General features: G+C 65.4%; 18 protein-coding genes. 12 read left to right on the top strand and 6 right to left on the bottom strand.

The window, feature by feature from the left end; all coding sequences use genetic code 11:
• Nucleotides 1–109 precede the first annotated feature (109 nt).
• Complete coding sequence (locus tag EAH84_RS12015; RefSeq protein WP_140872258.1) at nucleotides 110–3,061, top strand: TonB-dependent receptor domain-containing protein; 2,952 nt, start codon at nucleotides 110–112, stop codon at nucleotides 3,059–3,061.
• A 37-nt stretch (nucleotides 3,062–3,098) separates the two neighbouring features.
• Nucleotides 3,099–4,277: an aspartyl/asparaginyl beta-hydroxylase domain-containing protein gene (locus tag EAH84_RS12010; RefSeq protein WP_194150403.1), complete on the top strand. Its 1,179-nt coding sequence runs from the start codon at nucleotides 3,099–3,101 to the stop codon at nucleotides 4,275–4,277.
• A 12-nt stretch (nucleotides 4,278–4,289) separates the two neighbouring features.
• On the opposite strand, the gene EAH84_RS12005 is transcribed toward EAH84_RS12010, so the two are convergent.
• Together EAH84_RS12005 and EAH84_RS12000 are read right to left on the bottom strand one after the other, a co-directional pair.
• Nucleotides 4,290–4,826, bottom strand: a complete 537-nt coding sequence (locus EAH84_RS12005) for an energy transducer TonB (protein WP_277753732.1) — start codon at nucleotides 4,824–4,826, stop codon at nucleotides 4,290–4,292.
• A 127-nt stretch (nucleotides 4,827–4,953) separates the two neighbouring features.
• Nucleotides 4,954–6,252, bottom strand: a complete 1,299-nt coding sequence (locus tag EAH84_RS12000; RefSeq protein ID WP_140872256.1) for an aspartyl/asparaginyl beta-hydroxylase domain-containing protein — start codon at nucleotides 6,250–6,252, stop codon at nucleotides 4,954–4,956.
• A gap of 95 nt (nucleotides 6,253–6,347) precedes the next feature.
• On the opposite strand from EAH84_RS12000, the gene EAH84_RS11995 reads away from it, so the two are divergent.
• Nucleotides 6,348–7,373 (top strand): hypothetical protein, encoded by a 1,026-nt coding sequence (locus EAH84_RS11995; protein ID WP_140872255.1) that lies wholly within the window; start codon nucleotides 6,348–6,350, stop codon nucleotides 7,371–7,373.
• 102 nt (nucleotides 7,374–7,475) lie between these two features.
• Here the strand turns inward: EAH84_RS11995 and EAH84_RS11990 are convergent, their stop codons facing one another.
• Complete coding sequence (locus EAH84_RS11990; protein ID WP_241656581.1) at nucleotides 7,476–10,649, bottom strand: TonB-dependent receptor domain-containing protein; 3,174 nt, start codon at nucleotides 10,647–10,649, stop codon at nucleotides 7,476–7,478.
• A 171-nt stretch (nucleotides 10,650–10,820) separates the two neighbouring features.
• On the opposite strand from EAH84_RS11990, the gene EAH84_RS11985 reads away from it, so the two are divergent.
• The 9 genes from EAH84_RS11985 (at nucleotide 10,821) to EAH84_RS11945 (ending at nucleotide 22,086) form a co-directional block, all read left to right on the top strand.
• Nucleotides 10,821–11,342 carry a hypothetical protein gene (locus tag EAH84_RS11985; protein ID WP_140872254.1) on the top strand — a complete coding sequence of 174 codons (522 nt, stop codon included), beginning with the start codon at nucleotides 10,821–10,823 and terminating at the stop codon, nucleotides 11,340–11,342.
• Nucleotides 11,343–11,382: 40 nt separating this feature from the next.
• A complete protein-coding gene (locus EAH84_RS11980) occupies nucleotides 11,383–12,828 on the top strand; it encodes an amidohydrolase (protein ID WP_194150402.1) in 1,446 nt (481 codons plus the stop codon).
• On the top strand, nucleotides 12,825–14,162 hold the full coding sequence (locus EAH84_RS11975; protein WP_140872253.1) for an amidohydrolase family protein: 1,338 nt from the start codon (nucleotides 12,825–12,827) through the stop codon (nucleotides 14,160–14,162). The genes EAH84_RS11980 and EAH84_RS11975 overlap by 4 nt, the downstream gene beginning before the upstream one ends.
• Before the next feature lie 203 nt (nucleotides 14,163–14,365).
• Nucleotides 14,366–15,619, top strand: a complete 1,254-nt coding sequence (locus EAH84_RS11970; RefSeq protein WP_140872252.1) for an acetyl-CoA C-acetyltransferase — start codon at nucleotides 14,366–14,368, stop codon at nucleotides 15,617–15,619.
• A gap of 15 nt (nucleotides 15,620–15,634) precedes the next feature.
• Entirely contained in the window at nucleotides 15,635–17,170 is a 1,536-nt protein-coding gene (locus EAH84_RS11965) for an acyl-CoA synthetase (RefSeq protein ID WP_140872251.1), read from the top strand.
• Between the two features lie 206 nt (nucleotides 17,171–17,376).
• The gene (locus EAH84_RS11960; RefSeq protein ID WP_206663963.1) at nucleotides 17,377–18,441 is read left to right on the top strand and encodes a sensor histidine kinase; all 1,065 of its coding nucleotides are present in this window, start codon (nucleotides 17,377–17,379) and stop codon (nucleotides 18,439–18,441) included.
• Nucleotides 18,438–19,055: a response regulator transcription factor gene (locus tag EAH84_RS11955; RefSeq protein ID WP_140872250.1), complete on the top strand. Its 618-nt coding sequence runs from the start codon at nucleotides 18,438–18,440 to the stop codon at nucleotides 19,053–19,055. Before EAH84_RS11960 ends, EAH84_RS11955 begins: the two co-directional genes overlap by 4 nt.
• Before the next feature lie 47 nt (nucleotides 19,056–19,102).
• Complete coding sequence (locus EAH84_RS11950) at nucleotides 19,103–19,879, top strand: hypothetical protein (protein ID WP_140872249.1); 777 nt, start codon at nucleotides 19,103–19,105, stop codon at nucleotides 19,877–19,879.
• Entirely contained in the window at nucleotides 19,876–22,086 is a 2,211-nt protein-coding gene (locus EAH84_RS11945; RefSeq protein WP_140872248.1) for a TonB-dependent receptor, read from the top strand. The genes EAH84_RS11950 and EAH84_RS11945 overlap by 4 nt, the downstream gene beginning before the upstream one ends.
• Before the next feature lie 13 nt (nucleotides 22,087–22,099).
• On the opposite strand, the gene EAH84_RS11940 is transcribed toward EAH84_RS11945, so the two are convergent.
• The 3 genes from EAH84_RS11940 to EAH84_RS11930 form a co-directional block, all read right to left on the bottom strand.
• Nucleotides 22,100–22,864 carry an ABC transporter permease gene (locus EAH84_RS11940; RefSeq protein WP_140872247.1) on the bottom strand — a complete coding sequence of 255 codons (765 nt, stop codon included), beginning with the start codon at nucleotides 22,862–22,864 and terminating at the stop codon, nucleotides 22,100–22,102.
• Between the two features lie 27 nt (nucleotides 22,865–22,891).
• Nucleotides 22,892–23,830, bottom strand: a complete 939-nt coding sequence (locus EAH84_RS11935) for an ABC transporter ATP-binding protein (protein ID WP_161978384.1) — start codon at nucleotides 23,828–23,830, stop codon at nucleotides 22,892–22,894.
• Nucleotides 23,831–23,903: 73 nt separating this feature from the next.
• A partial coding sequence (locus tag EAH84_RS11930) for an integrase core domain-containing protein (RefSeq protein WP_140867210.1) occupies nucleotides 23,904–24,138 on the bottom strand: 235 nt, incomplete at its 5' end.

The following is a 24,138-nucleotide window of genomic DNA, read 5'->3' as shown; positions in this document are numbered from 1 at the left end:
TTGGTCGTTGGGGCTTCGGCGATCCAAAAAATCACTGGCGCAACATGACATTCCGGTTACGTTGATCGTGTGTTGCCGCCGGGGGGACCTGCGGCCGGGGGGTATGATCATGGCTGGTAGGACGACGCTGAAGCTGATTCTGGTGAGCGGAACCGCGCTGGCGTGCGCGATGCCGCATCTCGCGATGGCGCAGGCGCAGACGACGCGCGAGGCCGCGACCCAGACCGGCGCGGCGACCCCTACGAGCGGTGCTTCGCTCAGCGGCGACACCGCGGCGGAAAGCGACAACGGCCGCGATATCCTGGTCACCGGATCGCGGATCAAGCAGGATCCCAACGACAGCGCGCTGCCGCTCCAGATCATCACGACGCAGGAGCTCCAGCGCAACGGCATCGTCAGCCCCGAACAGCTGATCTCCTTCCTGACCAGCAACGGGTCGGGCGCGGATAATCTCGCGAGCAATTCCGATGTCGTCACCGCCGAACGCCGCGGCAACAACGGCGCGTCGTTCGCGAACCTGCGCGGGCAAGGTCCGGCGGCGACGCTGGTGCTGCTCAACGGCCGGCGGGTCGCGGCGCAGGGCACCACGGGCAGCGCGGTCGACGTCAACCAGATCCCGTTCCAGGCGATCGACCGCGTCGAGGTGCTGAAGGACGGCGCGTCGGCGATCTACGGCACCGATGCGCTGGCGGGCGTGATCAACTTCATTACCAAGAAGGATTACAAGGGGTTCGGCGCGTCGGCCTATACCGACATCACCGAACGCGGCGATTCGCCGATCTATCGGCTGTCGGCGATCGCGGGCTATGGCGACCTCGACGACCAGGGCTTCAACGTCATGGGGACGGTCGGCTATAGCTGGATCGCGCCGTTGCAGGCCAAGACCCGCGATTTCGTCGACACGTTCCAGCATGATCGGGGCCTCGGGGTCGATACCCGCGGCACGCCGTTCGCGACGATCGTCAATCTGGCGGGCACCTCGTTTCCGACGAGTGGATCGTTCCCGCTCATCCCGGGCACGACGCAGCGCGCGACCGGGGGGCTCAACATCCTGCGCTTGCCCGGACAACCGGGGTGCGCATCGATCCTCGACCAGGGTGACTACGACACCCAGGTCTGGGCCGCGCCGGGCAACGGACTCGCCTGCACCTTCGACACCGGCAAGAACGTGTACCTCCAGCAAAAGCTCGAGACGCTGACGTATCTGGGCCGCGCGGTGAAGCGGTTCGGGCACCACGACATCGTCCTCGAAGTGACCGGGTCGCGCGCGGATTCCGCCAAGCGGTTTTCCCCGGTGCAGATCACCCCCAACACCTCGACGCAGAATTATCGCTACAAGCGGATCGTCGGCGTCAACGATGCGGCGTTCGATAACCTGATCGCGCGGGTCAATTCGGTCTATCCCGGACTGCTCAACCAGAATTCGAGCTTTGCGTACCGGTGGCGGTGCGTCGAATGCGGCGAACGCGAACTCACCACCCGGACGACGACGTTCCGCGGCGCGCTCAACGCGGAAGGGCCGCTGTTCGGCGATTGGGATTACCGCACCGGTGTCTCCTATGCACAGAGCCAGTCGTCGTCGCTGCTCGGCACCGGCTATTATTTTCGCGGCACCAACGACAACGGCACGCTCGACGGCAGCCCGGGGCTGATCCCCGCGCTCAACAGCGGCGCGATCAACCCGTTCCTGTTCGCGGGCCAGACCCAGAGTGCAGCGGGTCTCGCCGCGCTGCAGGCCGCATCGGCGCAGGGCGTCCGGCTGTATGGCGGCAAATATTCGGTCAAACAGGTCGACGGATCGGTCGCGGGATCGCTGTTCCGGCTGCCCGCGGGCGAAGTGAAGATCGCGGCGGGGGTCGATTTCCGGCGCGAGGAATATAGCTTCACCGGCGATCAGCGCGCGACCCAGCGGGTCATCATCGCCGCGCCGTTCGACAACGGCAATGTGCTCGACGGCATCCATCGCGACATCAAGGCCGCCTATGCCGAAATCCTGATCCCGGTGTTGCCGGGGCTCGAGGTCTCCGCGGCGGGGCGGATCGACGATTACACCGGATTCGGGACGACCACGAACCCCAAGGTGTCGGTAAAATTCCGCCCCTTCAAACCGATCATGTTCCGCGGGTCGTACAACACCGCGTTCCGGGTGCCGACCTTCAACCAGATCTTCAATCCGGTGGTCGATTCGGTCTATACCGGCGCCGATTTCGCCGATCCCAAGAATTGCCCGGGCGGCAAGATCAACGAGGCATCGGGGTGTCCCTCGCTCAGCCGCGCGATCAATATCCGCAGCGGCGGCAATCCCAACCTCGGCCCCGAAACCGCGAAGGAATTCAGCGTCGGCGGGGTGTTCGAACCGTCGCGCCACTTCAGCGCCTCGGTCGACTATTGGTCGATCCACCGCGAGAACACGATCCAGGTGCTCGCGCTGCAGACGCTGTTCGCCAACTACACGCTGTTCGCCGATCGCTTCATCCGTGACGCCGGCGGCGTGCTCCAGACCGTCGACCAGAGCTATTCGAACGCGGGCACGACGCGGACCCGCGGGATCGATTTCACCGCGCGCGTCAATTTCGATCTGGGTCGCGGCCAGATCGCGGCGGGGATCGACGGGACGTACCTGACCAAGAAGGACGAACAGGTGAACGCCGCCGCGACGGTGATCGACGAACTGGGGGTCTATTCGCTCGCCGCCGACCTGGGCCTGCGGTGGAAGTACAACGCCTATGTCGGCTATTCGAACGGCCCCTGGACGCTGGCGCTGACCCAGGTGTTCCGCGACGGGTACAAGAACCAGGTGCTGCCGGGCATCGCCGCAGGCACCTTCAACCCGCCCAACGATGTCGACCGCGTCGCCAACTACATCCTCTACAATGTCTCGGCGGGCTATACGTTGGCGCCCAATTTCAAGCTGGCGTTCGGCGTGAAGAACCTGTTCGACACCGACCCGCCGTTCGCGATCTCGTACGACAGCAACAATGGCAGCGGCAGTTCGTGGGAACCCCGCGTCGCGGATCCGCGCGGGCGATCGTTCACGGTGCTGACCGAGTTCAAATTCTAGCCATGCCGGGCGCGGGAATGCCGACCATGGCCTGCGCATGCCGCTGACTCACGCCGAGGGCGAACGGCTGGCGCGCGAGGGGATGGCGGCGCTGCGCGCGGGGGACGCTGGCACCGCTTTTGCCCGCTTGTCGCTGCTGAAGGAGGGCGCACCGGGCATCCCCGCGCCGTGGCTGCTGATCGCGCAAGCCGCCGAGCGGCTGGGCGACGACGCAGAGGCCGAGGTCGCGTTGGCGCACTATCTGAAGGACGAGCCGCGCCACCTTGGCGCGCTGCTGATGATGGCGGCGCTCAAGGTCCGCGGGGGCGACGAGCGCGCGGCGCAGACCTTCTATCGCACCGCGCTGGGGGCGGCGACCCAGCCGGGGGCGACGATCGCCCCGGTGCTCGTGCCGATGCTGCGCGCGGGCGAGGCGTTTCTGGCCGCCTCGACCACACGTTTCTCGGCGCATCTGGAGGCTGCGGTCGATGCGACGGGACTGGCCGACGGGGTGGCGGGCGCGCGCATCCGCCAGGCGATCGACCTGCTGCTCGGGCGCAGCGACCTCTTCGTCCAGCAACCCTCGATGTTCTATTTTCCCGGCCTGGCGCAGCGCTCGTTCTTCGAACGTGACGAATTCGCCTGGCTCGCGTCGATCGAGGCCGCGGTCCCCGCGATGCGCGCGGAAGCGTCGGCGGCGATGGCGGCGCACACCGGCTTCGAACCCTATGTCCGCTCGTCGCCCGATCGCCCGCCCCCCGCCAACCCGCTCCGCGACGATCCGAATTGGAGCGCGTTCCATCTGTGGCAGGGCGGCCTGCCCGTCGCCGACAACGCCGCGCGATGCCCCGCGACGATGGCTGCGCTGGACCATGCGCCGATCCCGGTCATCGCGGGGCGATCCCCGATGGCGATCTATTCGCTGCTGACGCCGGGAACCCATATCCAGCCGCACCACGGGCTGCTCAACACCCGGCTGATCTGCCATGTCCCGCTGATCGCGCCCGCTGGCTGCGGGCTGCGGGTCGGCGCGGAGACCCGGACGTGGCGACCGGGCGAGACGCTGATCTTCGACGATTCGTTCGAACACGAAGCATGGAATCGCGGCACCGAGGCCCGCGTCGTCCTGTTGTTCGAAATCTGGCGTCCCGAACTGACTGCCACCGAACGCGCCGCGCTCACCGACCTGTTCGAAGCGATCGACCGTTATCAGGGGGTCGCGATCGACGCGGGATGAGAAACCGCGACGCTATTGTCCGGATTGATATTTCGGCGTCATCGACGTCAAATCGTCCTGTGCACCTCGCCGCTGACGTTCCCACTGCGATGCGGTCATGCAAATCTTCTGCCGTTCCGCCAGCGATCCCGTTCGGGTCTGGGTATGGCAGATTACCTTCTCAGAATCCGACCGGTTCGATGCGAGGAACGATGCCGAAACAGTTTGGGGCGGTGGAATCGCAGGCCGCTTTTCGGGCGGCAATTGCCAATAGACCTGGCCATCTTGTTCGCGGATCACTTTCCTGCCATCGGGACCCAGGAACGGCTGGGTTCGGCCATAGGCCAGCAGCATGTCGCAACTGGCGGTGTCCAACCCGATATACCCGCTAGTCTTGGTTACCTTGCAGTCCGTCATCGCACCCTTGCGATCGGTCGTGACGCGGACGCCGACCACGCCCTCCTCGCCGCGCCGCATCGATTCAGGGGGATAGTTCGCGAACCTGATCTGATCGGATGTGCGGCGTACCGCCGTTGCGTCTTCGCCCTGCGCCGAAGCCGCCGTCGCCATCCCTGTTGCCAGTGCGATTGCCTCGATTGCTATGACCCAACGACGCATCTTCTACGACTCCCCGAGTGACTCCGCGATCCGGTCAACCTAAGCCGTCGACAACGATCCAGCAACGTCACGGGGCATTTTAGTCGACGAGATTGGAGGCGCCCACGCCCAACGACCGCATCGTCGCGAACAACTCTTGCAGCATCGTCTGTTCGGGCACGGTCAGATGAGGATTCCAGACATCGAAGATCAACACCGCGCGGACCGCATCGCTGTCGTTCCACGCCTCATGCTCGATAGTGTCATCGAACACGAACGCTTCCCCGACGCGCCACGCGCGGGTTTCGCCGCCGACTCGAAAACCACAGCCCCGCGGCACGATCAGCGGCAGATGGACGATCGCGCGCACGTTGCTGACACCGGTATGAGCCGGCAGGCGAGTGCGGGGGCTGAGGATAGAGAAAAACGCGGTCGGCATCCGTCCCGCGAGATGCGCGCGCGGGATCGCATCGATCGCCGCCGCGGTCCGCGGGCATCGCTCGCACACGTCGTCGATACGCTTTCCGTGGCGCCAAAGATGTCGCGATCGCCACTGAGTGGAACCATCGAGGGGGGTCCAGAGGTTCTCGGGGCTACCGGGAGCAAGCGTTACATAGGGTTGGAATCCTTCGTCAGGGGAAGCAAGCAGCCCCTGGCATTCAGCTCGAATTGCGTCCGTCTCGGCCTCGATCGCGGCGAGCCAGGGAAAATGTTCCCGCGCGAAAAATTCATCGGCTGGAAGGAACGGGAAGTGAACGCCATGACATTCATTGGCATAAATCCGGCGTCGCCCGACCATCGCGTCGACACACGCCTCGACCCGGCGGCGATCGACATCGGAATGCGTCGCGCACCCACTAGCCAGTGCGCCGTCGAGTTCCCGCGTCATCATCGTGGCATACGCCGCGCTTCGTGCGCGCGCTTGGGCCAGAATGTCGGCGAGCTGGGGCGATTCATTCCGCACCGCTGCCAGCATGGTCGCGAGCCCCTGCCAATGCTCGAAGGCACGATGCTCTTCACCAATCCGCTCGAACAGCTCGGCAATGCGATAATTCGCCATCACGTGCCGCCGATCTATCGCAAGAGCCTGTTCAAGCGCGTAGCGTTCCCCGCGCTCATCGCGTTGCGCCCGGGTTGCCGTGGCCAGGTTGAGCCATAGCGGAGGCGCGGAGGGGTCGGCTTCGGTCGCACGGGTAAACCAACCCGCTGCGGTCGCCGGATCTTGCGCATCGAGCGCCATCATCCCCAATGCATTCAACGCCACGGCCTGCGCCGAATCCATGGCCAAGATACTGTGGTACAGGGTTTGCGCTCGCGTCAACTCGCCGCCCTGCCGCTCTTGTCCTGCCTCCTGAAGAAGGGCGGCGATGTGCGCGTCTATCGTCGGCTGGTGCGCCATGAAATTGCTATGCGAACGGAAGCGGGCCGACGCAGTAGCGTTGCGACGGCGCGGCGCGCTTGATCCCGTACGTGGCTGTGCCATGATGCGTCCGAATGACCGATGCCAGCATCGCCGATCGGACGCTGGGAGACCCCGCCTGGCTTGCCCACCGCTACGACCCCGAGCATGACGCGGTTCATTTCCTTCGCGCCGACCGGCGCGCGCGCGCGGCCGCGACCTTTCTGATCGATGCCGAACTGCCCGCTGATGCACCACGGATCATCGCCCGCGCCGATGCCATCGTGGCAGCCGCGCCGGCCGCACCGATTCATTTTATTTTCCATTCGGCCTATTGCTGTTCCACGCTCCTCGCGCGCGCGCTCGACATCCCAGGGGTGGCGAGCACGCTCAGGGAACCGCAGATGTTGAACGACCTGGTCGGGTGGCGACATCGCGGCGGCAAACCTGCCGCTATCGCGCCGGTGATCGGATCGGCCTTGGACCTGCTCGCACGCCCGTTCGAGCGCAACGAGACCGTTGTCGTCAAGCCATCCAACGTCTTTAACGGGTTGATCGAGCCCGCGTTGGGCCTGCGTCCCGCGGCGCGCGCCATCCTGTTATATGCGCCGTTGCGGTCGTTCATAGCGTCGATCGCACGCAAGGGAATGTGGGGACGCCTCTGGGTGCGCGAACTGCTATCGAAGCAGTTGATGGACGGTATTGTCCACCTGGGATTCGAGAGCCGCGATTATTTCCTGCTGACCGACCTACAGGCAGCGGCGGTCGGATGGCTGGCGCAACAGGCCCTGTTCACCCAACTTGCCGCGGCGATTCCCGATCGCGCGCGAATGCTCGACAGCGAGACGCTCGTTAATGCGCCAGCAGCAACGCTCCGCGCGGTTGCCGGGCTGTTCGATTTGATCCTCGATGATGCGACGATCGAGGCGAGCGTGAAGCGGGATTTTGGGCGCGACGCCAAGACCGGCACGGCCTTCCCTCCCGGCCAGCGACAGACCAATCGGGAAGCGGGGGAGTCGCTGCATGCCGACGAAATCGACAAGGTTCTGGTGTGGGCGACGGCCGTCGCCGACACCGCGGGGGTCGCCGTCGTTCCACCTGCCGAGCTAGCGCTCGGCTGATCTATTCGTTGGCGATGGCCGACCGGGCGTCGGTTGTCGCGATCAACGCAAAAGGGGCGCTCCCGCAGGAACGCCCCCTTCGATCGTGCGCTGATCAGACGATCAGAACTTCAGGCGCGCTCCAACCGCAAAGCGACGACCCAGCGCATCGTACGTCGAGGGATAGGTGTTGCCCCCATTATAGGTTGTCGCACCCACATCGCCGCCCACCGTGGGAGGCTGCAGATCGAACAGGTTCTGCACCGTGATCGTCATTTCGAAATTCTCGGTCGCAGCGAAGCGAGTCGACAGATCGAAATAATGCTTCGCACCGATATGGCGGAACGGGCTGTCGACGATGCAACCGCCACCACCGTTGGAAATCTGATCGCCAGAGTCGGTTTGATAATTGGGGCAGTTGGCAGGCGATGCCTGTGCTGCCGCAACATCTGCCGCATACTGCAGCGGTTCGAAATCGACCGGATGAATGTAGCGCCACAGGAGCGACACATCGACCTTGCCCATCGTCAGCGTGGTGCGCTGATTGAACGAGAACTTCGGCTGGATGGAACCGCAGTTGACGCTGTAGAAGCCGACGCAATCACGGTTGATCGAGGTCGGTGTCGCCTGGAACTTTGACTTCTCGGTCCAGTTGCCGGTGAACGACAGGTTGAGGCCAGCCTCTTCACCGAACAGCGATCCCAGACGCATCTTGTATGCCGCGGTCAGATCGATACCCGCGGTTTCGATCGTGCCGAGGTTCGACGAAGGACCGAACAGACCCTGGGTCGTTGCCGGATCGCCATCAAGTGCGCCGGTGTTCGGATTGCGCCGAATGACGGTACAATCCTTGCTGGTCGCAGCCGAAGCCGGCGGCGATGTCGGGCTTGAACCGAAACACGCCGCGATCAGATCGGCAGGCGTCGGCGAACTGACAGCACCGTTCACCTTGATATGATAGTAATCGACCGTCGCCGTGAACCCACGGAAGAACGACGGGGTCACCACCGCGCCGAAGGTATATGAATTCGACACTTCGGGCTTGAGCAGCGGATTGCCGCCGCCGGTTACATTCGCCTGACCCGCGGTCGGGTTCTGAATGGTGCCGATCGTCGCCACCGGTGCGCCCTGCGCAATACACACTGCGCGCAGGTTGGGGTTGCTTACCGGCGCGGCGCCCGCGCACGGATCGGTGCCCAAATTGGTCAGCCCCGTCGACACCGGCGAAAACAGCTCGCCGACGTTAGGTGCGCGAACCGCACGCTGGTAATTGCCGCGGAACTTGATGTCGTTCACCGGCTGCCAGCTGCCGCCGGCCTTCCACGTCGTGGTGTTAAACGTCGGATTGCCGGCCGTATCGATCTTGTAGTGCGACTGGCGAATCCCGCCTTCCGCCGTCAACGACTGGAAAAATGGCCGATCGGTGATCAGTGGGACAACCAGCTCGCCAAACCCTTCGACGACATCGAAACCACCGGTGATGTCGGGCGCTGCGCCTCCTGCGCCGCCCAGTTCACCGGGAGTCTTCGCCAAGACGTCCGACCGCTGCTTCGCGGTGTATTTGCGATATTCCGTACCAACCGCAAAATTGATGTTCTGCGACGCGAACGGCGAACCGAAGCCGAGGTCGCCATTGATCACGCCGCGCGCCTGGCCCAGCGTCGTTTCGACAAAGGTCGTGGCGTCATCCGAGATATAGTCGACCATCGCGGGAGTGATCGAGTTGTTCGCCCCAAAAATGTTGAGGGGGACGCACCCATTGGAGTTGGTGAGGCAGGTGGTCGTGTTGGTCGCGAGCAGTGCCTGACGAACGCGCGATGTCAGCACATAATTCTGAATTGCCTGCGTGTTCCTGGAACGACCGTAGGAACCTGACACGTCGAACCCGATGTTGCTCGTGATGTCGCCACGGACGCCAGCGCGGAAATCGAAAATCTGCGTGTTGTAGTCGCTGATCCGCGGCCCGACTTCCGTCGTACGACGACGTAAACCGAAGGTGAAGGTACGATAGTCGGGACTGGTCGGGCTGGTCGCCAACGCCGCCGCCGAGCATTGTGCCGCCGTCAACGTCTGATTGCCTGCCACCGCGGTGTTCGTGTCGGCGTTCGCGCACAGGTAGGTGCGTTGCGCCGGCGAGATGAATGGGTTGCTGACCGGCACCGTGACCGACGAACCAAACACCCCCGATGGCGCGATGATCGTCTTCACCGTATTGTCCGAGAACAAGCCCCGCGCATAGACGGTCACATGATCGGCAACATCGTAATGCGCCGCGCCATACATGTTGTAACGCGTGAAGGGCACCTGAAACACGTTGTAGGGATTGAAGTTGAACGCCGAGTAGAATGGCGTGATGTCTGTCCCGTCCGCAGAAATCTGTTGACGCTTGCGACCGCCGCCAATGTCGAGCGCCGCCGGCGTCGTGGTCGATGAACCCTGACCAGCCACGTAGAAGCGATCGTAAGATTCGAGCGTCACGTCCGACGCAGGACGATCCGGTCCCCCGAAGTACACGGGATCCGACTCCTGATATCCGAGGCTCAGTACCGCGTTGCCACGACCGTCATCGAAATTAGCGCCCAGAGTCAGGTCGGCACGGAGATGATTGCCGTCTCCACGCTGGGTGATCTGCTCGGAGACGTTGGCCTCCATCCCAGCAAAATCCTGCTTGGTGATGAAGTTGACCACGCCCGACACTGCGTCCGCACCATAGGTCGAACTGGCACCACCGGTCAGAACATCGACGCGCTCAAGCAACGCGAGCGGAATGTTGTTGAGATCGACCTGGCCGCCCAAGCCTGCCGGCGCGATACGCGCCCCGTCGAGCAGGACAAGGTTACGGTTCGAACCGAGGCCGCGAAGGTTGACGAACGCCGCACCGCCGTTGCCATTATTGACGTTGCTGCCGATGCTGGGAACGATACCCGGGATCGTGCGCAGCACTTCCTCGGCGACGTTGGTCTGGCGCAGCTGTAGCTCGCCTTGACCGATCGTCGCGACAGGCGCGCTCGAAACGAGGTTGGGGTCGCGGACCAACGTGCCGGTCACGATGATGTCGCCCTGCTGCGAAGTCGCGGCGGGTGCTGCTTCGACCGGCTGAACGCCAACCTGGTCGCCTGTCGCAGTCGTGCTCTGGGTGCTGGTAGTCGTCTGCGTTTGGGTCTGAGCGAGAGCCGGCGTAGCGATTGTCGCCATGCCGGCGATCAGCGTCGAAGCCAGCAAACGTGCGCGTGGAGAAGTCATTTGAAGCCCCTTTATTGCCGACCCGTATGTTCGGGTCATGCCTGGCCGGATCATTACCGGTTCTGGCGTGGCTGTAGCGAACCGCGCCAAAGGGTCGCAACGGATATCTTCGAATCGGCCCCTTCCGCCCACTGATTGCTACGGCAACGTGACAAAAACGCCACATTCCCCAGTCGCACGATCACGCTAAGGTAATCGGGACGAGTGATTCCCGGGGGTTTGATAATGCGCTGGTGGATAGTGGGTGCGGGGCTTGGGCTGGTGCTGCCGATTGGAACAGCGCATGCCCAGAACGTTCGCCTCGGGTCGAAGACGTTGGACGAACTCGGGACCTGCAAGGCGATCACCACAGACGCCGCGCGGCTTGCCTGTTTCGATCGAGTGAGCGAGCGCATCCTGGCAGCCCGCGCATCCGGCGACTTATTGGCGCTCGATCGGCAGAAGGTGGTCGAGAACAAGCGCCGTGCGTTTGGGCTGGGCGGGCAGACCGACAAACCGTTGGGGGGCGGATCGGTCGACCGCGAGATCGCGGTCACCAAGGTCGACACCAAGGTGTCGGGCGTCAGCCAGTTCGGCTATGGCCGCTATCGCCTCGCGCTTGCGAACGACACGGTGTGGGAGACGATCGATCCGGTCGCATTCGAACCGCGCACTGGCGCCGACATCACGATCCGGCGAGCCCCGCTCGGCGGCTTTCGCGCGATGATCGACGGTGGCAGATCGATTCTCATCAAGCGGGTACGCTGATCGCGCGCGCTAACATCATTATATAGGGGAACGACGCACGATGACCGACCGGAGGACCCGGCTGAAAGGCATTCGGCTGAGCACGGCCTTGGCTATGGGATTGGCACTCGCCGCCTGCGGCGCGGCGAACGATCGTCCGGAATCGGCGAGTTCGAAGGATACAAGCGCCACGGCGGTCGCCGCGCGGCGCTATGCGCGCGATCCGTATCCGTCGACCTACCATGCCTATCCCGGCGTGCCGACGGTGGTGCGCAACGTCACGATCTTCGATGGCGAGGGCGCGCGGATCGACAATGGCGAGGCGCTGTTCGCCGACGGCAAGATCGTCGCGGTCGGGCAGCGCGTCGATGCGCCCGCGGGGGCCACGGTGATCGACGGCACCGGCAGATACCTGACCCCCGGGATCATCGACATCCACAGCCATCTGGGGGACTATCCCTCGCCTGCGGTGCGCGCCAATTCCGACGGCAACGAGGCGACGAGCCCGGTCACCGCCGACGTGTGGGCCGAACACAGCGTCTGGCCGCAGGACCCCGGTTTCGGGCGCGCGCTGGCCAACGGCGGGGTCACGACGCTGCAGATCCTGCCCGGCTCCGCCAACCTGTTCGGCGGACGATCGGTGGTGCTCAAGAACGTCTACGCGCGCACGACGCAGGGCATGAAATTCCCCGGTGCGCCCTATGGCCTGAAGATGGCGTGCGGCGAGAACCCCAAGCGCGTCTATGGCGCGAAGGGTCGCGAGCCGTCGACCCGGATGGGCAATATCGCGGTCGATCGCCAGACCTGGGCGAAGGCGCGCGCCTATGATCGCAAGTGGACCAAATACGAAAAGGAAGGCGGCGATCCGCCCGACCGCGACATCGGGATGGATACGCTGCGCGGCGTGCTCGATGGCGAGATCCTGGTCCACAACCACTGCTATCGCGCCGACGAGATGGCCAACGTCATCGATATGGCTAAGGAGTTCGGCTATCACGTCACCGCGTTCCACCACGCGGTCGAGGCCTACAAGATCGCCGACCTGCTCAAGGCAAACGGCGTCTGCGCCGCGGTCTGGGCGGATTGGTACGGCTTCAAGATGGAAAGCTTCGACGGGATCGGCGCGAACCTGGCGCTGCTCCAGAATGCGGGCACCTGCGCGATGATCCATTCCGACGACGAGAACGGCATCCAACGGCTCAACCAGGAAGTCGCCAAGGTGCTGTCTTCCGCGCGGCATGCGGGGATCGACATTTCGGACGCGACTGCGTGGGAATGGTTGAGCTACAACCCTGCCAAGGCGCTCGGTATCGCCGACCGGACCGGCAGCCTGAAGCCCGGCAAGATGGCCGATGTCGTGCTGTGGAACGGCTATCCGTTCAGCGTCTATACCCGCCCGGAAAAGGTGTGGATCGATGGCGCGCTGCTCTACGATGCAAACAATCCGAAATTGCGCCCGGTGTCCGATTTCGAACTGGGACTGCCGGGTGCGGGAGACGTGAAATGAAGGCGCTGCTGCTCGGCTTCGCGGCGCTGGTCGCCACCCCCGTTACGGCCCAGACTCCGGGGTCCCCGCAAAGTAGCACTTTGCGGGGTGGCACTTTTGCGATCACCGGCGGCACCGTCGCGATCGGCGACGGGTCGGCGCCGATCCAGAACGGCACCGTCGTCTTCCGTGACGGGCGCATCGTCGCGGCGGGCCAAGGCATCGCGGTGCCCGCGGGCGCCACCGTGATCGACGCCGCGGGCAAATGGGTCGCGGCGGGCATGGTCGCGGGGTTCAGCGACCTCGGGCTACTCGACGTCAACGGGGTCGAGGAGAGCAACGACAGCGCGGCGCGGACATCGCCCTTCGCCGCAGCGATCGACATCGCACCCGCAATCAATCCCCAGGCGGTGATGATCGACAACGAGCGATTGGGCGGCATCACCCGCGCGATCGTGACGCCATCAAGCGCGGGATCGATCTTCGCGGGGCAAGGCGCGGTGATCGATCTGGGCGCCGATGCCGATCCGATCACCCGCGCCCGCGCATTCCAGTTCGTCGAACTGGGCGAAAACGGCGCGAGCGACGCGGGCGGCAGCCGCCCTGCCGCCTATGCGATGCTGCGTGATGCGTTCGCGCAGGCGCAGGACTATCGCCGCAACCCCGCCGGGTTCGGCGGGCGCGAGAAGGATTCGCTGCTGAAACGCGGCGATGCGATCGCGCTGGGCGATGTGCTTGACGGCAAGACCAGGCTGCTCGTCCATGTCGAACGCGCGAGCGACATCCGCTCGGTGCTCGCGCTCAAACAGGACTTTCCCAAACTCGACTTGGTGCTGGTCGGTGCCGCGGAGGGGTGGATGGTCGCGCGCGATATCGCCGCGGCAAGGGTACCAGTGATCGCGGGCGCGCTCGCCGATCTGCCCGCGAAGTTCGAATCGCTCGCCGCGACCGAATCGAACGTCGGGCGGATGGAAGCCGCCGGGGTCACCGTCGCGCTGTCGACCGTGGGCGCGAACACCGCGCCCGGCGACCATGTCGTCAGGCAATATGCCGGGAATCTGGTCGGGATCGCCAAGGTTCCGGGATCGAGCGGACTCGATTGGGGCCACGCGTTCGCGGCGATCACCTCGGGACCCGCGCAAGCGATCGGGATGGACGGCGACATCGGCTCGCTGCGCGCGGGCCGCCGCGCCGATGTCGTGATCTGGGACGGCGACCCGCTCGAACTGTCGTCGGCCCCGGTCGCGGTCTATATCGACGGCCGCGCGCACCCCATGACCTCGCGCCAGACCCAATTGCGCGACCGCTACATGACCCCATCCGAAGGCGCGCTGCCCAAGGCGTATGAGCACTAGGGCCTGACGACACGGGGCGAGCGGGCCTCAAAATCCTCCCCCGCCAGGGGGAGGATTTCTAACACCACCAGATGCCCGCAAATGTGATTGCGACCCCAGCAGCGGCATCTTGACACCGACGAGCTCCATAACGAATGTTACGGAAGCCCGGCGGCACCGCTCAGCAAGCGCAGGCCTCCACCCGAATTCAGGAGAGCTATCCCATGCCCGACGCCTATATCATCGATGCCGTCCGCACCCCGCGCGGGATCGGCAAGACGGGTAAGGGCGCGCTGGCGCACATGCATCCGCAGCATCTCGCGGCGACGGTGTTGAAGGCCATCAAAGACCGCAATCATCTCGACACCGCCGATGTCGACGACATCATCTGGTCGACCTCGACCCAGCGCGGCAAACAGGGCGGCGACCTCGGCCGGATGGCGGCGCTCGATGCGGGCTATGACCAGAAGGCGAGCGGCACGACGCTCGATCGCTTCTGCGGCGGCGGCATCACCAGCGTCAGCCTGGCGGCGGCGCAGATCATGAGCGGGATGGAAGACCTCGTCATCGCGGGCGGGACCGAGATGATGTCGCTGACCTCGTCGATGATGCAGGAGGAAATGGCCGAGGGCAAACGCCCGCTCGGGATGGGATCGGGCAATGCGCGGCTCCAGGAAACGCATCCGCAATCGCATCAGGGAATCTGCGGCGACGCGATCGCGAGCATGGAGGGGATCGACCGCGAGGCGCTCGACGCGCTCGGCCTCGTCAGCCAGCAACGCGCGGCGCGTGCGATCGCCGAGGGGCGGTTCGACAAAAGCCTCGTTCCCGTCACCGACGACGAGGGCAACGTCGTGCTCGACCAGGAGGAATTCCCGCGGCCGCAGACCACCGCGGAGGGTCTCGCCGCGCTGAAACCGAGTTTCGCGGGCATGGGCGACATGCCGCTCGACCAGGACGGCACGACCTTCAAATCGCTGATCAACCGCAAATACCCCGATCTGGAGATCAAGCATTTCCACCACGCCGGCAACTCGTCGGGCGTCGTCGACGGTGCCGCCGCGGTGCTGCTCGCGTCGAAGGAATATGCCGACGCGCACGGCCTGAAACCCCGCGCGCGGATCGTCGCGACCGCGAACATCGGCGACGATCCCACGCTGATGCTCAATGCCCCCGTCCCCGCCGCCCGGAAGGTGCTCAAGAAGGCAGGGCTGACGGTCGACGACATCGACCTGTGGGAAATCAACGAGGCGTTCGCGGTGGTCGCGGAAAAATTCATCCGCGATCTCGATCTCGATCGCGAGAAGGTGAACGTCAACGGCGGCGCGATCGCGCTCGGCCACCCGATCGGCGCGACCGGGTCGATCCTGATCGGCACGATCCTCGACGAGCTTGAGCGGACCGGCGGGCGCTACGGCCTCGTGACGATGTGCGCGGCAGGTGGGATGGCGCCTGCGATCATCATCGAACGCGTCTGAGCGGCGCGCGGTCCGATGCTACACCCCGTCCGCCACGCGACCGACACCCCCGATCGGCCCGCCTACATCATGGCCGCGAGCGGGGAGACCGTTACCTATGCCGAGCTCGACGCGCGCGCGAACCAGGGCGCGCGGCTGCTCCGTTCGCTCGGACTCGGCAGGGGCGATGGCGTCGCGGTGATGATGGACAATTCGCCGCGCTTTCTCGAGGTGATGTGGGCCGCCGAACGGATAGGGGTCTATTGCACCTGCCTGTCCTCGAAGCTCACCGCCGCCGAGGCAAACTATATCATCCGCGACGGCAACTGCCGCGTGCTGATCGCGAGCAAGGGGATCGGTGCGGTCGCCGAACAGCTGGTGCCGCTGACCGGAAATGTCCGGCGTTACATGGTCGACGGCACGATCGTCGGCTACGACGCGTATGAAGCCGCGCGCGACGCGCAGTCATCCGCGCCGATCGACGATCCGGTCAGCGGCGGCATCATGCTCTATTCGTCGGGGACCACCGGCCAGCCCAAGGGCGTTCGCCACGCGCTGAGCGAGGAACCGTTCGGGACCAACGTCTCCGCGCTCGTGATGCTCGGCCAGGCGCTCTACGGCTTCACCCCCGACATGGTCTATCTCAGCCCCGCACCGCTCTATCACGCCGCGCCGCTGCGCTGGTCGATGGCGGTGCAGCAGCTGGGGGGGACGGTCGTGGTGATGGAACGGTTCGACGCCGAACAGGCGCTTGCCGACATCGAACGCTATCACGTCACCCATGCGCAGTTCGTGCCGACGCATTTCATCCGGATGCTCAAGCTGCCCGACGCGATCCGCGCGCGCTACGACATGGCGAGCCTGCAGGCGACGTGGCATGCCGCCGCCCCCTGTCCGATCCCGACCAAACAGGCGATGATCGATTGGTGGGGGCCGATCGTCCACGAATATTATGCCGGGACCGAGGGTAACGGCTTTTGCGCGATATCGAGCGCCGAATGGCTGGAGCATCGCGGCTCGGTGGGGCGCAACCTCACCTCGGTTACCAAGATCTGCGGCGAGGACGGCACCGAGCTGCCCGCGCGAACGGAGGGGACGATCTTCTTCGCGGGCGGCACCGAATTCGCCTATCATAACGACCCCGCCAAGACCGCCGAGGCAACGCATCCGCAAGGCTGGACGACGCTGGGCGACGTCGGCTGGATCGACGAGGACGGCTATGTCTACCTCACCGACCGCAAGAGCTTCATGATCATCTCGGGCGGCGTCAACATCTACCCCGCCGAGATCGAGAATTTGCTCGTCACCCACCCCAAGGTCGCCGACGTCGCGGTGATCGGCGCGCCGCACGAGGAGATGGGGGAGCAGGTCGTCGCCGTGATCCAGCCAGCCGATCCGAATGCCGACCGCGCGGCGCTCGCCGCCGAACTCCACGCCTTCGCGCGGGCCAACCTCAGCCACGTCAAGGCCCCGCGCCGGATCGACTTCCGCGACGAACTGCCACGGACCGAGACCGGCAAGCTCTACAAACGCCTGCTGCGCGACGAATATTGGGCGAAGCATCGCCCGTAAATCGACGCGATCGATCCCCTGGCAGGATAGCAAGACCCGTTAGCTCCAGATCCGAACGGCCTTGGATCGGATCATGACATTCGTCACTTCCGTAGCGCTGTACGATGAGAGCATAGTCGGCCCATGACGAGTCGACTCGCACTTGATATTGTTATCGGCACAAGTACCGATCATCGATCGGTAACTATAGCGTCGATCGGTGGATCATGTCGCTAGAGCGGCGGGGCTGGTGGGATGGCCCGTGGCCGTGGCTCGCCTATCTCTTCTTCTATCCGTTCCCGTGGATCTGGCGCGCGCCCACCTTCGGGGTCGTCATGTGGTCGATCATCGGTCTCGCCGTTTTCATACCGCTCTATCTGCGCGCGTTCCGATCCCAAGATCATCGGTTGATCATGCTCTCGATCCTGATCGCGGGCCTGGGTTTCCTGTTGTCCCCGCTCGGGGGCGGCTGGACGACGCTGTCGATCTATGCGGCGCTGCTGCTCGGTCGCCTCCGCCCCGCGACGTCCGCGACGGTCGGCGTCGTGCTGGTCGCGGTGGCGACAACCGGATGGGGGCTGCTGTTCCACGATTCGGCGCTGACGCTGGCGATCGCGGCACTGCTGGTCGTCATGACCGGGATGGGGTCGGTATCGCGGGAGGCGTTCTTCGACCGCACCGTGGCGCTGCTGTTGACCCAGGAGGAGGTGCGCCGACTGGCGGGAACCGCGGAGCGCGAACGCATGGCGCGCGATCTCCACGATGTCATCGGCCGCACGCTGACCCTCATCGCGATCAAGTCAGATCTCGCGGGCAAGCTCGTGCCGCGCGACCCCACCGCAGCGGTGCACGAGACGCTGGCGATCGGCCGCACCGCGCGCGACGGCCTCGCCGACATCAGGGCCGCGCTGGCGGGGCAGCTGGGCGGCAGCCTGACGCACGAACTGCAAGCCTCGGTCGAGGCGTTGAGCGCCGCGGGCATCGACGTCCAGGTGTCGGGCGGCGCGTGCGCGATTCCCGGCGATACCGGCGCGATCCTTGCGATGGCGCTTCGCGAAGCGGTGACGAACACGATCCGCCACGCCCAGGCGCGATCCTGCGAGATCGCGATTTCGTTCGACGACCTCTACGCCCGCCTCGCGGTGGCCGACGACGGGATCGGCGACGACGGGTCGGTCACCGACGGCAGCGGGCTGCGCGGGATGCGCCAGCGACTCGCTGCGGCGGGCGGTTCGCTCGCGCTCACGCCCAACAACCCTGGCCTGCGTCTCGAAGCGTTGGTGCCGGCATGACGATGCGCCCGATCCGCGTGCTGGTGGCGGAGGATCAGCAACTCGTCCTTGGCGCGATCGCGGCGCTGCTCGCGCTGGAGGACGACATCGACATCGTCGGCCAGGCTCGCGACGGCGATGCTGCGTTGGTGACCGTCCGTCGCCTGGTCCCGGATATCCTGGTAACCGACATCGAAATGCCCGGCCGATCGGGAATCGACGTGGCGGACGCAATTGCCGACGAAGCGCTGCCGACGCGAACAATCATGCTCACCACCTTCGGACGCATGGGGTATTTCGCGCGAGCCCGCCGCGCCGGGGTGCGCGGCTACCTTCTGAAGGACGCCCCGATCGACGAGCTGCTGGCCGCCATCCGCACCGTCGCATCGGGCGGCAGGGCGATCTCGCCTGCGTTGATCGCGGCCAGCGAACAGGCACCCCCGGACCCGCTCAACCCCCGCGAACGCGACGTCCTCCGGCTGGCGGAGAGCGGGCTGTCGAACCGCGATATCGGCGACACGCTCGGCCTCGCGGCGGGCACCGTTCGCAATTACCTGTCCGACGCCGGATCGAAGCTGGGGGCCGGCAACCGAATAGAAGCGTGTCGGATCGCGCGCGGCAGCGGGTGGCTGTGACGCGCGGCCGTGTGGAAGAGGAGGCGTAGATGGTTCGACGATGCGCGATGGCGCTCATGGTACTGGGTGGGATCGCAACCCCTGTTGCAGCCGTTACCCAGTCTCCACCGACTCAAGGGCGCCCCGCGCCGACCCAGGTGCTGGCCGATATCCAGCAGCGAATCGATCGAGCGCGATTGGTCGCCGCGACTTCGGGCGACGTATCGGGGCTGGCAGACATCGCGGCCAGCCTGCGCGCGGCGAACACCGCGCGTTCGGGGCCGATGGCCTATTACGTCCCTTATTGGCTCGCCTACACCGATTATCTGGCGGCCGGAACCCTCTTGAAAGCGGCTCGCAAGGGAGAGGCAATGCAGGCGCTGAGCGAAGCCGTCGCCGTCTTGACGGCGGCCCCCACCAGCGATGTCGAGACCGATGCGCTATTGAGCTTGGTCGCAGGCCTGCGGATCGCGGTGACGACCCCCGAACAGATCGGCGAGGCGATCGGCCAGGCCCGCGACGCGTTGGAGAAAGCCGTTGCGCTCGATGCCACCAACGTCCGCGTCCTCTACGCCCGCGCGCTGGCGGATTACACGACACCGAAACAATATGGCGTTGGGCGCGTCGCCGAAAAATACGCGCGCGGCGCGATCGCGCAGCCGCGCGAATCGACGCGCGCGCTCAAGCCCGGCTGGGGGCGCGACGACAGCGCCGCGTTGCTCGTGAAGATCCTGCGCGCGGGTGGCCGCGACGACGAAGCGCAATCGATCCTGACGCGCTTCGCCGGCGAATATCCCGATAGCGCCTCGCTCCACGTGGCGGCGGCGGCGCCGAAACAGCCGTGATCCGCACCGCGCTGTGCGGCATCGGCGCGCTCGCCCTGCTGTGCCCGGCACTAGCGGCGGCGCAGACGCAGGCAGGGTTCCGCATCCACGTCACCGACGCCGATGGGCGACCGATTGAGGCTGCCGAGGTGCAGGTCACGGACCCCGCCGACGGAACCGACGCGCCGGACGCGTTGCTATCGAATACTGACGGTGACGTGCTGCTCGATGCGCCGATGATCGATCCCGATCGGGGCGCGGCCGTGACGGTGAGCGCGATGGGATATCGCGATGCGCGCGTTCACGTGGCGCCAGGCATGGAACACGACCTCGCGGTCCGGCTCGAAGCGGCGGACGGTGACAACAGCATCGTCATCGTCGCCAAGCGCATGTCCCGCCCCTTCAGCCCCAGCACGCTGGGATTGCTCGACATCGTGACCGACGCACGCGCGAATGCCGACCCGGTACTGGCGGCGAACGACCTGCCGTCGAGCACCAACGTCGCGGGGAACGCCACCCTGAGCCTGCGCGCGACGCGCCCCACGATCAGTCGGCTCTATCTCGACGACGTCCCGGTGTTCGAATTCGGTCGCGGCGGCAGCCTGGACAATGCGACCCAAGCCGGATCGATCCTGAACCTCGGCAACACCAAGGATGTCGAAGCGTACCCGAGCAACCCGCCGTTGTACCTGGCGGGTTCGTCGGGTGGCGCGCTCAGGGCATTGCCGCCCACCACCGCCAACCCGGGCGGCAATCTGGCGCTCAACACCGCCGCGATTGGGCTCGCCGGCACGGTAGCGCCCGGCGACGGCGGATCGTTCGCGACGCTGACCGGCCTGTATTCCGACCTCCAGCCGCAGCTCGCGCTCAATGACCGGTTGACCGAATTGATCTCGCGATTGCGCCTGCGCAGTGTGGGCTTGATCGGTCGGGCGGCGCTGGACCGACAGTCTGCGCTGAGCGTGTTCGCGCAGGCCGAGACTGAGGCTGGCCGCTACCCGGTCGAGATACTGGGCGCGCGTGGTGAATTTCGGCAGGACACCGATCGCGAACGCCTGCTCTCCTCCTACGCGACGACGCTCGGCGCGATGGCACTGACGGCCAACGGATCCTACACGCATGCGCATAGCAATCAGGCCTATGCTGGCTGGTCGTCCGCGAGCGACAATCGCTATCTGTTCTGGTCAATCGATCTCGGCGGCGACGCGCTGGAGTCCCGCCTCACCTATCGCCTGGGCATCGACAGCGACGCCGTGTCGCAATCGAGCAGGCAAGCCTTCGACGCGTCGCTGGCGCCGATCGGCGCGACCGCGCCGACCAGAGTCGCGAACCGCAACGACGACATGGCCGCCTATGGATTCGCCTCCTACCGAGTCGGTGCGAATACGCTAATCAGCGTGGGTGGTCGGCGCACCGTGGCGAGCAGCCTCGGCGCCGACTATGGCCTGCAGATGAGCGCCACCGCGTCCAGCGCCGACAAAAAACACAAGCTGATCGTTTCGTTGGGTCGATATTTCGGCGTCGAGCTGCCGCAATACGCCTATGATGGCGGGCTCGCGCGATCGGTCAGCCGTCAGATCGAGGCGGATTATTCATTCACCGCACCCCGATTGCGGTTGGGCCTGTCGGTCTACCACAGCGAGGAGACCGCCGATCGGACTCGCTCCGCGTTGGCGGAAGGGCGCTTCTACGTCTTCGACGACACGCTAACGGGCGTGGGGCGACGCACCGTCACAACCGGCGTCGAACTCTATGCCGACGTGTCGCCAGTCTCGGGGATGGAAGCCAAGCTGTCGCTCAGCAGGATTGGCCAGCACACCGCCATCGGCGGTCAGACCTTCGACGGCAGCAACGACTTTGCGTATATCGCGCGCGGGGCGGTACGGTATCAGATCGCGGGGTGGGGCCTGAACTTGGCCGCGACCGCGCGCGACGGCGCGGCCTTCACGCGGGTGACGTCGATCGCCGACGACCCGCGCGACGGACCCGTCCCCGTCACCGGCCCGATCAACGGCGAGCGCCTGCCGCCCTATTTCAGCGTGGATACCAGCATCGCGCGGCCACTGGCGCTGTCGGCCAGCGTCAGGCCGCTGGCTTTCCTGTCGATCAACAACCTACTCGATCGGCGCAACGCCTCGTCGCAGATTCTCTCCACGGACCCGTCGTCGCTCCGCTTGCGCAGCTATCCCGGGCGCGTCCTGACCGCCGGGATTTCGCTGAACTTCTGACCTCCGACGTGGATCAGAAGGATTGCCGATAGCGGCGCAGCGTCAGCACGCTCAGCGCGCAGGACGCCGCGGCGAAGCCGACCACCAGCGCGACGTTGCGCACGACCGACGCCTCGGTCATCGCGGCCCCCATCGAATATCGCGCGAGCGACGCCCCCCAATCGATCGGGTTCGCATAGGCGATGATCGTCATCCACCACGGCATGGTGCGATGGGCGACGAGGACGCTCGACAGGAAGGTCAGCGGCAGCGTCAGGAAGTTCATCGTACCGATAATCACTTGGATCTGGCGAAAGTGCAGCGCGACCGCGACCGACAGACCGGAAAACCCGACCCCGACCAGAAAGCCCACCACCGCGGTGACGATCACCGCCAGCACCGACATGTCGCCCGCCCCCGCGATCCGCCCGACGACGAGCAGCACCGCCGCTTGGACCGAAGAGATGATCCCGGCATGGATCAGCGGCGAACACGCGATCGCGACGTCCGACGCGGGCGAAAAGAACAGCCGGTTCATCGCGCCGCGTTGCAGGTCGGACAACACCTGAATGCCCGCATAGCTGGCGCTCATCGCCGCCGACATGATCGCGATACCAGGGGCGATATACGCGATATAACCATAGCCGCCCGTGCCCGCCAAGCGGCTCATGACCGGCGCGAACAGGCTGCCGAACAACAGCAGCCAGATGAGCGGCTGGGTGAGCGCGAAGATCAGATAAAAGGGCGATTTGATCGAAAAATGTAGTGCGCGGGCGGTGATCAATGCTGCGGATCGCATAATGTGTCTCCACGAATTTCTCTTGGGTCAGGCCGCCCGGCGGAGCGGTACCGGCTTGATCTCGAGCGGACCCCGCGCGATTGCGAGATAGGCCGCTTCGAGCGATCGACGCTTGATCTGGAATTCGGTGATGGTCGCGCCGCCACTGCGCAGCGCCTCGGCCACCACCAGCCCGTTCTTCTGCGCATCGCCCATCGGCAGGAACAGCCGCCGGTCGGCGATCCACGGCTCCGCGGTGGTGAAGCGCCGGGCGGTGTCGAGCAGCGCCCCCTCGTCCAGCACGCCTTCCAGCGCGAGGATGAGCACGTCGGCGCGGTGCGCCGCGCAGATCGCCGCGGTCGTATCGTCCGCCAATATGCGGCCGCCCTGCATCATCAGCAACCGCCGCGCGTGTTGTTCGGCCTCCGCCATGTCGTGCGTCGTGAAAACGATTGTCACTCCGTCGCGGTTCAACCGCTCGAGCGCGACCCAGACATCGGCGCGACTCTGCACGTCGAGGCCTTGGGTGGGCTCGTCGAGGATGATGAGATCGGGATAGTGGAGCTGCGCCATCGCGATATCCAGGCGGCGGCGGTTGCCGCCGGACAGCGTCACGATCCGCACGTCGGCGGAATCGGCAAGGCCCACGAGCGCCAGGAGTTCGCCCGCCCGCGTCGACGCGACCCGCCGCGACATGCCGAACAGCCGGGCCTGGAACTGCAACTCGCTGCGCGGGGTCGCACGGTAATCGAACATGCTGTCTTGCGCCACGTAACCGGTGCGTTGCGCGACATCGGAGGTCCGTGCGCGGTCCCCCTGCCCCGCCACCTGCAACACCCCCGCCGTCGGGGTGCTGAGCCGCAGCAGCAGACGCAGCAGTGTCGACTTGCCCGCACCGTTGCGCCCGAGGATGCCGACGATGTCACCGCGCGCTACCGAAAAGCTGACGTCGTCCAGTGCTACTCGGGCGCCGTATGTCTTGGTCACATGGCTGACCAAGAGGTGGCTCCGGTCGTCTGCACAGGCTCGCGGCTTGGATAAGTGGATCGCCGCTGGTTGATCATGCCGCTGCGAGAAGCGGCTGGTCGAAGTATATCTGGTCGGGCGTGCGGCCGCCAAGAGCTGAGTGCGGCCGGATGCCATTATAAAATGCGAAGTATCGGCCGATGCCGGCGCGGGCCTCGGGGACCGATGCGTAGGCGTGCAGATATACCTCCTCGTATTTCACCGAGCGCCAAAGGCGCTCAACGAACACGTTGTCGCGCCAGCAGCCCTTGCCGTCCATACTGATGGCG

The sequence above is a fragment of the Sphingomonas oligophenolica genome (assembly GCF_006438955.1).
Classification (GTDB): Bacteria; Pseudomonadota; Alphaproteobacteria; order Sphingomonadales; family Sphingomonadaceae; genus Sphingomonas; species Sphingomonas oligophenolica_A.
This window is presented reverse-complemented; position numbering and strand designations above follow the sequence as displayed.

Coding starts and splice junctions, on each gene's coding strand:
- EAH84_RS11995 (WP_140872255.1), top strand. CDS start 6,348: ATGACCGATGCCAGCATCGCCGATCGGACGCTGGGAGACCCCGCCTGG.
- EAH84_RS11940 (WP_140872247.1), bottom strand. CDS start 22,864: ATGCGATCCGCAGCATTGATCACCGCCCGCGCACTACATTTTTCGATC.
- EAH84_RS11960 (WP_206663963.1), top strand. CDS start 17,377: ATGTCGCTAGAGCGGCGGGGCTGGTGGGATGGCCCGTGGCCGTGGCTC.
- EAH84_RS11975 (WP_140872253.1), top strand. CDS start 12,825: ATGAAGGCGCTGCTGCTCGGCTTCGCGGCGCTGGTCGCCACCCCCGTT.
- EAH84_RS11965 (WP_140872251.1), top strand. CDS start 15,635: ATGCTACACCCCGTCCGCCACGCGACCGACACCCCCGATCGGCCCGCC.
- EAH84_RS12010 (WP_194150403.1), top strand. CDS start 3,099: ATGCCGCTGACTCACGCCGAGGGCGAACGGCTGGCGCGCGAGGGGATG.
- EAH84_RS11990 (WP_241656581.1), bottom strand. CDS start 10,649: ATGATCCGGCCAGGCATGACCCGAACATACGGGTCGGCAATAAAGGGG.
- EAH84_RS11955 (WP_140872250.1), top strand. CDS start 18,438: ATGACGATGCGCCCGATCCGCGTGCTGGTGGCGGAGGATCAGCAACTC.
- EAH84_RS11970 (WP_140872252.1), top strand. CDS start 14,366: ATGCCCGACGCCTATATCATCGATGCCGTCCGCACCCCGCGCGGGATC.
- EAH84_RS11985 (WP_140872254.1), top strand. CDS start 10,821: ATGCGCTGGTGGATAGTGGGTGCGGGGCTTGGGCTGGTGCTGCCGATT.
- EAH84_RS11950 (WP_140872249.1), top strand. CDS start 19,103: ATGGCGCTCATGGTACTGGGTGGGATCGCAACCCCTGTTGCAGCCGTT.
- EAH84_RS12015 (WP_140872258.1), top strand. CDS start 110: ATGGCTGGTAGGACGACGCTGAAGCTGATTCTGGTGAGCGGAACCGCG.
- EAH84_RS12005 (WP_277753732.1), bottom strand. CDS start 4,826: ATGGCGACGGCGGCTTCGGCGCAGGGCGAAGACGCAACGGCGGTACGC.
- EAH84_RS12000 (WP_140872256.1), bottom strand. CDS start 6,252: ATGGCGCACCAGCCGACGATAGACGCGCACATCGCCGCCCTTCTTCAG.
- EAH84_RS11980 (WP_194150402.1), top strand. CDS start 11,383: ATGACCGACCGGAGGACCCGGCTGAAAGGCATTCGGCTGAGCACGGCC.